The following is an 8,895-nucleotide window of genomic DNA, read 5'->3' as shown; positions in this document are numbered from 1 at the left end:
CTCGGTTCGTAGCCGAGTACTCTATCCAGCTGAGCTATGGATGCATATTTAATTCTTGTATAACGCAGTGTGCTAATAACTCACTGTAATTCATGCTGCTAACGCAACATCTAATACTCAAAATTAAAGCCGCACTAAGCAGCTTTAGAATATGGTGCATCCAGGAGGATTCGAACCTCCGACCGCTCGGTTCGTAGCCGAGTACTCTATCCAGCTGAGCTATGGATGCATTGGGGAATTCAATGTAGGAGATAAAGCGTAAAACTGATGAAATACTTAAGAATGGTGCATCCAGGAGGATTCGAACCTCCGACCGCTCGGTTCGTAGCCGAGTACTCTATCCAGCTGAGCTATGGATGCAAAATGGCGGTGAGGCGGGGATTCGAACCCCGGATGCAGCTTTTGACCGCATACTCCCTTAGCAGGGGAGCGCCTTCAGCCTCTCGGCCACCTCACCACTAGCACTCTTTCGAGTTGTGCTTCAGAGCTTTCTAACTGCTCATCGGCACTGCGTGGCGCACATATTACTTTCTGGGCGTTGTAAGTCAAACAATTTCTCCCGCTTTTTTCGTTCACCGCGATTGATTGCACAAATGCCACGCAATATGCCCATTTTCACGGCAAAAAGAGTGAATTATCAACAGCGAATCAAGCAATAAGCCCCTTGAATAAGCAGATCATAAAAATTGAAATGGAATAAAAAGGCAGTCGAAAGTATGACGTCGGCAGACGAAAGGGCAAATCAAGGGAGGATAACCAGATAAAACAGAAGAACGATAGCGCCTCGCTATGAACAGCGAGACGCTGGATACGTTAGTAACTCGTTTGCTGCGTTTTTTCGGCCTGTATGCGCTGATAGATCTCTTCGCGGTGCACCGAAACTTCTTTAGGGGCGTTCACACCAATACGTACCTGGTTACCTTTGACTCCCAGCACAGTTACAGTCACCTCATCACCGATCATGAGGGTTTCACCAACTCGACGAGTTAGAATAAGCATTCTTTGCTCCTTGAAAGATTAAAAGAGTCGGGTTCACTGCGTCCCGGCATTATCCATCATACAACGCTAAACGTTGGATAAGACAAATACACTCTGCGTGCACATGACTACCAATACATTCCGCTGATACTTAGTTTAGCCGAAAACCACATCATCAACCCGACTTTATGATTGCAGGGGCGCGTCTTCAGGAATAAACGCCAGTATTTTTTCACTGCTGGCCCCCCCTTTGCGATACGCTTCTCTACCCATCATATTTCACACTACAGGCGTTATGGCGGTGTTAACCGGCACGCCCTGCCCTTGCCCCTTCGGGCTGCTGTGGGCAGAGTTTTGTGCAACCCATTCACTGACTCCGGCCAGCTCAATGTGATCAACGGCCCTGCCACCTTCCTGCAACTCAAATTATTTTGGATAAAGTACTACAGCTTTGCTGCCACCCATGACTCAACGCTGGCCAGTGCCGCTGGCAAAGCCAGTGCATCCGTACCGCCTGCCTGAGCCATATCGGGACGGCCACCACCTTTACCGCCAACCTGCTGGGCCAGTTCGCCCACCAGCTCTCCTGCTTTGATGCGGTCGGTCAAATCTTTAGTCACCCCGGTAATCAGGGATACTTTTCCATCGACAACAGTCGCCAGCACGATAATTGCAGATCCAAGCTGATTTTTCAGATCGTCGACCATCGTACGTAGCATTTTCGGCTCTACATCACTCAATTCGCTAACCAGCAGCTTAGTTCCTTTTAACGGTACTGCTTTACTGCTCAGTGATGCACTTTCTTGCGCAGCCTGCTGATCCCTTAGCTGCTGCAACTGCTTTTCAAGTGCACGCGCATGGTCAATAAGCGCACGAACTTTTTCATTAAGATTACTGTTATTGGCTTTTACCAGATGAGCTATATCCGCAAGCTGCTCGTTCTGACTATACAGCAGCGCCAGCGCACCTTCACCGCTTACGGCTTCGATACGGCGCACACCCGCTGCGGTTCCCGATTCAGAAATGATACGGAATAGGCCAATATCACCGGTGCGGGTGGCATGCGTGCCGCCGCATAGTTCAGTCGAAAAGTCGCCCATGCTGAGTACACGCACATGGTCATCATACTTCTCCCCGAACAGGGCCATTGCACCATGAGCTTTCGCCGCGTCCAATGCCATAATATTGGTTTCAATCGGTAAATTGCGGCGTACCTGGGCATTAACGATCTCTTCCACCTGACGAATTTCCTGTGCCGTCATGGCTTCAAAATGAGAGAAATCAAAACGCAGGTATTTATCATTAACCAATGATCCTTTCTGCGCCACATGATGACCAAGTACCTGACGCAGTGCAGCATGCAGCAAATGGGTGGCCGAGTGATTGAGGCGAATACGCTCACGACGCGCCTCATCAACCTGCGCCGCCACAAAGTCGCCAACGCGCAGCTCACCGACAGCCAGCTTACCGCTATGCCCAATCGCCTGAGCATATTTCTGGGTGTCGCTGACCATGAAGCTTGCGCTATTACCTTGCAGTTCACCGGTGTCGCCAACCTGGCCGCCTGACTCGGCGTAGAAAGGCGTGGAGTCGAGCACGATAACCCCTTCCTGACCGGCGCTGATAATATCAGCAGACTCTCCATCAACAAAGATAGCAGTAATTGCAGCGTTAAGTTGCAACTGTTGGTAGCCTTTGAATTCAGATGCCTTATCGATGTGGATCACATTATTGTAATCGGTGCCAAAACCACTGGCATTACGCGCGCGCTGGCGCTGTTGCTCCATTGCACGCTCAAAACCGGCTTCATCAATTTTCAGATTACGCTCACGGCAAACATCTGCGGTTAAGTCGACAGGGAAACCAAAGGTATCGTACAAACGGAATACGGTTTCACCATCCAGCGTATCGCCCTGCAGGTTTTCAAGCTCTTCATCCAGAAGTGCAAGCCCGCGCTCCAGTGTTTTTGCGAACTGCTCTTCTTCGGTTTTCAGCACCTGTTCAACCTGCGACTGCTGGCGCTTCAGATCTTCACCAGCCGCCCCCATGACGGCAATCAGCGGAGCCACCAGTTTGTAGAAGAAGCTTCCCTTCGCACCCAGCATGTTGCCATGACGCACCGCACGACGAATAATACGGCGCAACACATAGCCACGGTTTTCATTGGATGGGATAACACCATCTGCAATCAAGAATGCACATGAGCGGATATGGTCGGCGATAACGCGCAGCGATTTATTGCTAAGATCCGTCGCCCCAGTCATCTGAGCCACTGATTTGATCAGTTGAGCGAACAGGTCGATTTCATAGTTAGAATTCACGTGCTGCAACACGGCGGTGATACGCTCAAGGCCCATCCCGGTATCAACTGAAGGCTTCGGCAGCGGCAGCATGGTACCGTCAGACTGACGGTTAAACTGCATAAAGACGATGTTCCAAATTTCAATATAACGGTCACCGTCTTCTTCCGGGCTTCCCGGTGGCCCACCCCAAATATGATCGCCGTGGTCAAAGAAGATCTCCGAGCACGGGCCGCAGGGGCCGGTATCGCCCATTTGCCAGAAGTTATCCGAGGCATAAGCGCTGCCTTTATTGTCACCAATACGAATGATGCGTTCGCGCGGAACGCCGATCTCTTTTTCCCATATATCAAAGGCTTCGTCATCGGTCTCGTAGACGGTTACCCAAAGTTTCTCTTTCGGCAAACCAAACCACTGCGCACTGGTCAACAGCTCCCAGGCAAAAGCGATCGCTTCTTGCTTGAAGTAATCACCAAAGCTGAAGTTGCCCAGCATCTCGAAGAAGGTGTGATGACGAGCGGTATAACCCACATTCTCCAGGTCATTGTGCTTACCGCCAGCTCGAACGCAACGCTGCGAACTGGTAGCGCGGGAATAGTTTCGCTTATCCTGGCCAAGGAAAACGTCTTTAAACTGGTTCATCCCGGCATTGGTGAATAGCAGCGTCGGGTCATTATTAGGAACGAGGGAGCTACTGGCTACAATCTGATGTCCCTTGCTCTGGAAAAAGTCGAGAAACGTTTGACGGATCTCCGCAGTGCTCTTGCTCATATTTGTCCTGAATCACGCTAACGAATATTTCGTGGGTCTTACTATGCAGCTATTGCCTCGACTGCGGCGACACACGAACAAAAAGTGAGGGATAAGATAAATTTTCTTCAGGGGGAAGTAAAATCGGATTGATGTTCAATCACCAAAATTCTCGTAAATAGCGCGGATATCTTCCATAAAGAAGCCTTTAGACATCAGATAGCGCTGCACTTTTGCTTTCTGCTCCCACGCGGTAGGGAGGGGATGTCCGAATTTACGTTCAGCCAGCTGAAAAGCCTGGCTCTGCCAGTCAATTTCGGCGACAGACAGCGCCTCATCAATCAAACTTTTTTCCACACCCTTCTGTCCCAGTTCCAGACGGATGCGCTGCGGCCCAAACCCTTTGCGACTGCGCCCTGCCACATAACGTTCGGCGAAATGCGCATCATCCAGCCAGTTATGCTGATAGCACCAGTCAACAACCTTGTCGAGCTCTTCGGTGCTTGGCGGTTCAGGCTGGACTTCACTTTTAGTGAATCGCGCGGCGCGCTCACTTGATTGAACCAACTTACGGCGGAACTCTGCCTCACTGTGATCGCGCATCGCGAGAATACGCATTGCTCGTTCCAGCAGTTTCGCATGGCGGGTTCGTTCAGTGGTATCTGACATAGCGGTGCCCACAAGTTTTAATGAAACAAACTGAAGAGTTAGGGTAACGTTTGGTGGCGATGCTTACGAGTAAAAATCGCATAAAATTGATTGCGATAATCTAGTTTATCGCTAATTCGAGGGAGCAGATTTTAAAAATGACAAAAGGGAACCATCTGGCAGTTCCCCTTCAACATTGAGCATTCTGTGGTAAGCGTCAGGATGGAGCGCCCAGAACTCCGGCCGCCCCACTGAGATTAGAAGCCTTCGTTAGCTTCGCTTTCAGTATCCACTTCATGCGCAGCCGGAGTGAAATCAGGCTTATCGTCCTGATTACCCAACAGCATTTCACGCAGCTTGGCATCAATTTCGTTGGCAATGGCCGGGTTGCCCTTAAGGAAGTTACCCGCATTGGCTTTACCCTGGCCAATTTTATCGCCGTTATAGCTATACCAGGCACCTGCTTTTTCAATCAGCTTGTGCTTCACGCCCAGATCAACAAGTTCACCAAAAATGTTAATCCCTTCACCATACATGATCTGGAATTCCGCCTGCTTGAATGGTGCTGCGACTTTGTTCTTCACCACTTTGACACGGGTTTCGCTGCCCACCACTTCATCGCCCTCTTTGATCGCGCCGATGCGGCGAATATCAAGACGAACAGAAGCGTAGAACTTCAGCGCGTTACCGCCAGTGGTGGTTTCCGGGTTACCGAACATCACGCCAATTTTCATACGGATCTGGTTGATAAAGATCAGCAGAGTACCGGAATTCTTCAAGTTACCGGCCAGTTTACGCATTGCCTGACTCATCATACGTGCCGCAAGGCCCATATGAGAATCGCCAATTTCGCCTTCAATTTCAGCTTTCGGCGTCAGCGCCGCGACGGAGTCGACAATGATGACATCAACAGCACCAGAACGTGCCAGTGCATCACAGATCTCCAGTGCTTGCTCACCGGTATCAGGCTGAGAGCACAGAAGATTATCGATATCGACGCCCAGTTTTTTAGCATAAACGGGATCCAGCGCGTGCTCGGCATCGATAAACGCACAGGTTTTACCCTTACGCTGCGCAGAGGCGATGACTTGAAGGGTTAATGTCGTTTTACCTGAAGACTCCGGCCCGTAAATTTCGACAATACGCCCCATCGGCAGGCCGCCCGCACCCAGCGCGATATCCAGCGACAAAGAGCCGGTGGAGATGGTCTCTACATCCATCGTGCGGTCTTCACCCAGGCGCATGATGGAGCCCTTACCAAACTGCTTTTCAATCTGGCCCAGCGCTGCTGCCAGTGCTTTTTGCTTGTTGTCGTCAATAGCCATTTCTACTCCTAATCATGCGGGTAAAGCACACGCGAACGTTGCTCAATCGATAAAATATGCACTGATTATACTGTATAGTCATACAGTATCAAGTTTAATTTCTAAGAAAATGGTCATGCAAAGTTTGAAGGGCCCAGCCCGTTGCCTGACGGCGAACTGCTTCACGGTCGCCGCTAAAACAGCGAACCAACGTTAACACTTCACCACTTTCAGAGGCGAAGCCAAACCAAACCGTGCCCACGGGTTTCTCTTCACTGCCGCCATCCGGCCCGGCAATGCCGCTAACCGACAGGGCATACTGACTCCTGGCTTCATGTAATGCCCCTTTAGCCATTTCACTGACCACCTGGCTGCTCACCGCACCAAACTGCGCGAGCGACTGCTCCGTGACGCCAATCATCTGCTGCTTGGCGGTATCGCTGTAGGTGACAAAACTGCGCTGAAACCAGCCAGAGCTCCCGGCAATATCCGTCAGCACTTTAGCAATCCAGCCCCCGGTGCAAGATTCGGCGGTCGTCACACTGGCGTTACGAGCCAGCAATAGCTGGCCGATACGCGCACTTAATTGGGTTAATTCATTATCCGTCATCGCGTATTGCCCCTACCCCATCAATCCAGAACAAAAGAGTAGCACCTTTTAGTTGAACAAAACGCTGTCGCCGCCATTTTTGCGGCGCCTCTTCAAGACTTGATATCAGATTTTTTGCGCCATGAAGGAAATACGGCGAAGATGCTTTCACGCCGAAAACATCCTGTCGTTTGATAGCCAGAAGGGGTAGGTGCCGGATCAAAAGCACCGTTTTAATTGATGAGAGGAAAGTGCAGCCAGCATAAACATCAGTCTGACTGCTTCAAGAATGGATAAACGATGTCAGAAGCTAGCGCGCATCACGCACTGCCAGCCCCAGCTGCCAAACCGCCATCGCATAGTGGTTGCTGTGATTATAGCGAGTGATCGCGTAGAAGTTCGGCAGGCCATACCAGTATTGATACCGTTTACCCATATCAAATTTCAGCAGACTGACCTGTTGATGATTAACCAGAGGTATCTTTGAAGACAAACCGGCTGCATTCAACGAGGCTACCGTGTAGCGAGTTTTAAAGCCGCTTTCCAGTCCGGGAGCCTGCCCATTCGCTTCAACCGCCACAGTACCGTTCTTCAGCCATCCGTGAGCCTGAAAATAATGCGCCACGCTGCCAATTGCATCGACCGGGTCCCACAGGTTGATGTGACCATCGCCATTAAAATCGACGGCATATTGTTTAAACGCTGATGGCATAAACTGACCATAGCCCATCGCCCCGGCAAAAGAACCCCGTAAATCAAGCGGATCGTCGTCTTCTTCACGAGCCATCAAAAGGAAGGTTTCAAGCTCGCCGCTAAAATACTGGGCGCGGCGTGGATAGTTGAATGAAAGCGTTGCGAGCGCGTCAATGATACGTGTTTTACCCATAACGCGTCCCCAACGGGTTTCTACGCCAATGATCCCGACAATAATTTCCGGGGGAACACCATACTTTTGTTGGGCACGCTCTAATACATCCTGATATTGATTCCAGAATGCTACGCCGTTTTGGACGTTTGCTGGAGTCACAAATTTGCTGCGATAGCGTATCCATGCACCATTTGGCCCGCTCGGCACCTGTGCCGTGCTTGGTGCCTGACGATCCATAAGGCGTATTATCCAATCGAGATTCTTGGCCTGCGCCAGCACGTTGTGCAACTGCTCACGGTCAAAACCGTGCTTACGCACCATATCATCAACAAAGGTATTGGCAGCCTGATTATTGGCAAAGTCGCCACCCAACACCGCGCCACTGTGCGCGGGTTCAAGCAGGAAGGTGCCACGGCCCTTAAAGGGATTACCCTGCGGTTGATCTTTCGGCTGACTGCTACAGGCGGTCAGGAATGCGACTACGGGGATGAGCGCTGCCAGATAACGCATTGGATGTCCATTTATGGTTCAGAAAGGTCGGATACAGATGGTAAAACATTGTCAGTCAGAAGTTAATGCGCAATTACTAATAGCGATACTTAACTCTGTACCATTGCGCTGATTGATGTTTGATGGGCATGATCAAGTGCTTTGATCGCGTAACTATTACGCTTTTTACTACCTGATCTCAATGAGCGAGCGACGGGAACAAAGCTGACCATCATGAAACCCTGAGTTGACCACTCAGGGTAAGGGGTTTACCCGCTGTGTAGTACTTCAGACACTGTCCAGAACCAGAATGACAGCCAGAAATCAATGCTTGTAATAGATCTCGCCCGATTTCGCCTGAAGGATTTTGCCGTCAACATTGGTGATCATCACATAGTTTCCTCCCATATAGGTCCAGTGACTGTCCGCTTCCGGCGCGGGCAGATGTCTGACATTCCACTGGGTAATTTCGTATTTCTTGCCGCGATAGAGCTCCGGCACAACGTCACCCATAGCAAAGCGCTTAAAATCTGCGAAGAAGGTTTTTACATCATAGGGATCGGTCGGATTGCTTTGGGCCTGCGGGTTTTGATCGCCTGGCGCCTGCGACAACGAATTCTGGCTTTCAGGGGTTTGTACAGCAGGCGTTTGTACTTCAGGAACAGCGGCTTCTGCAGCCCGATCGTTTTCCGCATAAGCCGTAGAGACACTGGACAATGCCATTGCTGAGAACAGCGCGGAGCAAAGTACCACTTTCAAGTTACGCATATCATCTCCAAAATTAAGGCCATCAGGCAGCATTCCGCCGCACAATCAAGGTAAGTATAAGGTTGGTCATCAACAAGCCGCCCGACCTGCGCCCCGTAAACATGAGAGGGTCAAAAAGCAAGAGGGTTCCGGCATAGCTGTGCAGGATGATATGCGTTATCAGCGAGATAGTCAGGAGTTAAATCAGGAAAATGAGAATGG

The 8,895-nt window shown here is 50.4% G+C and carries 8 protein-coding genes and 3 tRNA genes; all 11 read right to left on the bottom strand.

Annotation, left to right across the window (positions count from 1 at the left end):
- Window positions 1-152: 152 nt before the first annotated feature.
- A tRNA-Arg gene (locus EPIR_RS04260) sits at window positions 153-229 on the bottom strand.
- 54 nt (window positions 230-283) lie between these two features.
- Window positions 284-360 (bottom strand) — tRNA-Arg (locus tag EPIR_RS04255).
- Window positions 361-364: 4 nt separating this feature from the next.
- Window positions 365-457 (bottom strand) — tRNA-Ser (locus tag EPIR_RS04250).
- Window positions 458-813: 356 nt separating this feature from the next.
- On the bottom strand, window positions 814-999 hold the full coding sequence (gene csrA, locus EPIR_RS04245) for a carbon storage regulator CsrA (protein ID WP_004155916.1): 186 nt from the start codon (window positions 997-999) through the stop codon (window positions 814-816).
- Window positions 1,000-1,421: 422 nt separating this feature from the next.
- On the bottom strand, window positions 1,422-4,049 hold the full coding sequence (gene alaS / locus EPIR_RS04240) for an alanine--tRNA ligase (protein WP_023654071.1): 2,628 nt from the start codon (window positions 4,047-4,049) through the stop codon (window positions 1,422-1,424).
- Window positions 4,050-4,184: 135 nt separating this feature from the next.
- Entirely contained in the window at window positions 4,185-4,697 is a 513-nt protein-coding gene (locus EPIR_RS04235) for a regulatory protein RecX (protein ID WP_023654070.1), read from the bottom strand.
- A gap of 236 nt (window positions 4,698-4,933) precedes the next feature.
- Window positions 4,934-6,001: a recombinase RecA gene (recA, locus tag EPIR_RS04230; protein WP_023654069.1), complete on the bottom strand. Its 1,068-nt coding sequence runs from the start codon at window positions 5,999-6,001 to the stop codon at window positions 4,934-4,936.
- Window positions 6,002-6,095: 94 nt separating this feature from the next.
- A complete protein-coding gene (pncC, locus tag EPIR_RS04225; protein ID WP_023654068.1) occupies window positions 6,096-6,590 on the bottom strand; it encodes a nicotinamide-nucleotide amidase in 495 nt (164 codons plus the stop codon).
- Window positions 6,580-6,741 carry a hypothetical protein gene (locus tag EPIR_RS18660; protein WP_157037495.1) on the bottom strand — a complete coding sequence of 54 codons (162 nt, stop codon included), beginning with the start codon at window positions 6,739-6,741 and terminating at the stop codon, window positions 6,580-6,582. Before EPIR_RS18660 ends, pncC begins: the two co-directional genes overlap by 11 nt.
- Window positions 6,742-6,879: 138 nt before the next feature.
- Window positions 6,880-7,947, bottom strand: a complete 1,068-nt coding sequence (gene mltB, locus EPIR_RS04220) for a lytic murein transglycosylase B (RefSeq protein ID WP_023654067.1) — start codon at window positions 7,945-7,947, stop codon at window positions 6,880-6,882.
- 303 nt (window positions 7,948-8,250) lie between these two features.
- Window positions 8,251-8,694 (bottom strand): RcnB family protein, encoded by a 444-nt coding sequence (locus EPIR_RS04215; RefSeq protein ID WP_023654066.1) that lies wholly within the window; start codon window positions 8,692-8,694, stop codon window positions 8,251-8,253.
- Window positions 8,695-8,895: the final 201 nt, after the last annotated feature.

The organism is Erwinia piriflorinigrans CFBP 5888 (genome assembly GCF_001050515.1).
Lineage (GTDB): Bacteria > Pseudomonadota > Gammaproteobacteria > Enterobacterales > Enterobacteriaceae > Erwinia > Erwinia piriflorinigrans.
Note: the sequence above shows the minus strand (reverse complement) of the source record. Positions and strands in the feature narration are given on the sequence as shown.

Excerpts from the sequence above, each read along its gene's own strand:
- csrA (WP_004155916.1), bottom strand. The coding sequence starts at position 999 with ATGCTTATTCTAACTCGTCGAGTTGGTGAAACCCTCATGATCGGTGAT.
- alaS (WP_023654071.1), bottom strand. The coding sequence starts at position 4,049 with ATGAGCAAGAGCACTGCGGAGATCCGTCAAACGTTTCTCGACTTTTTC.
- EPIR_RS04235 (WP_023654070.1), bottom strand. The coding sequence starts at position 4,697 with ATGTCAGATACCACTGAACGAACCCGCCATGCGAAACTGCTGGAACGA.
- recA (WP_023654069.1), bottom strand. The coding sequence starts at position 6,001 with ATGGCTATTGACGACAACAAGCAAAAAGCACTGGCAGCAGCGCTGGGC.
- pncC (WP_023654068.1), bottom strand. The coding sequence starts at position 6,590 with ATGACGGATAATGAATTAACCCAATTAAGTGCGCGTATCGGCCAGCTA.
- mltB (WP_023654067.1), bottom strand. The coding sequence starts at position 7,947 with ATGCGTTATCTGGCAGCGCTCATCCCCGTAGTCGCATTCCTGACCGCC.
- EPIR_RS04215 (WP_023654066.1), bottom strand. The coding sequence starts at position 8,694 with ATGCGTAACTTGAAAGTGGTACTTTGCTCCGCGCTGTTCTCAGCAATG.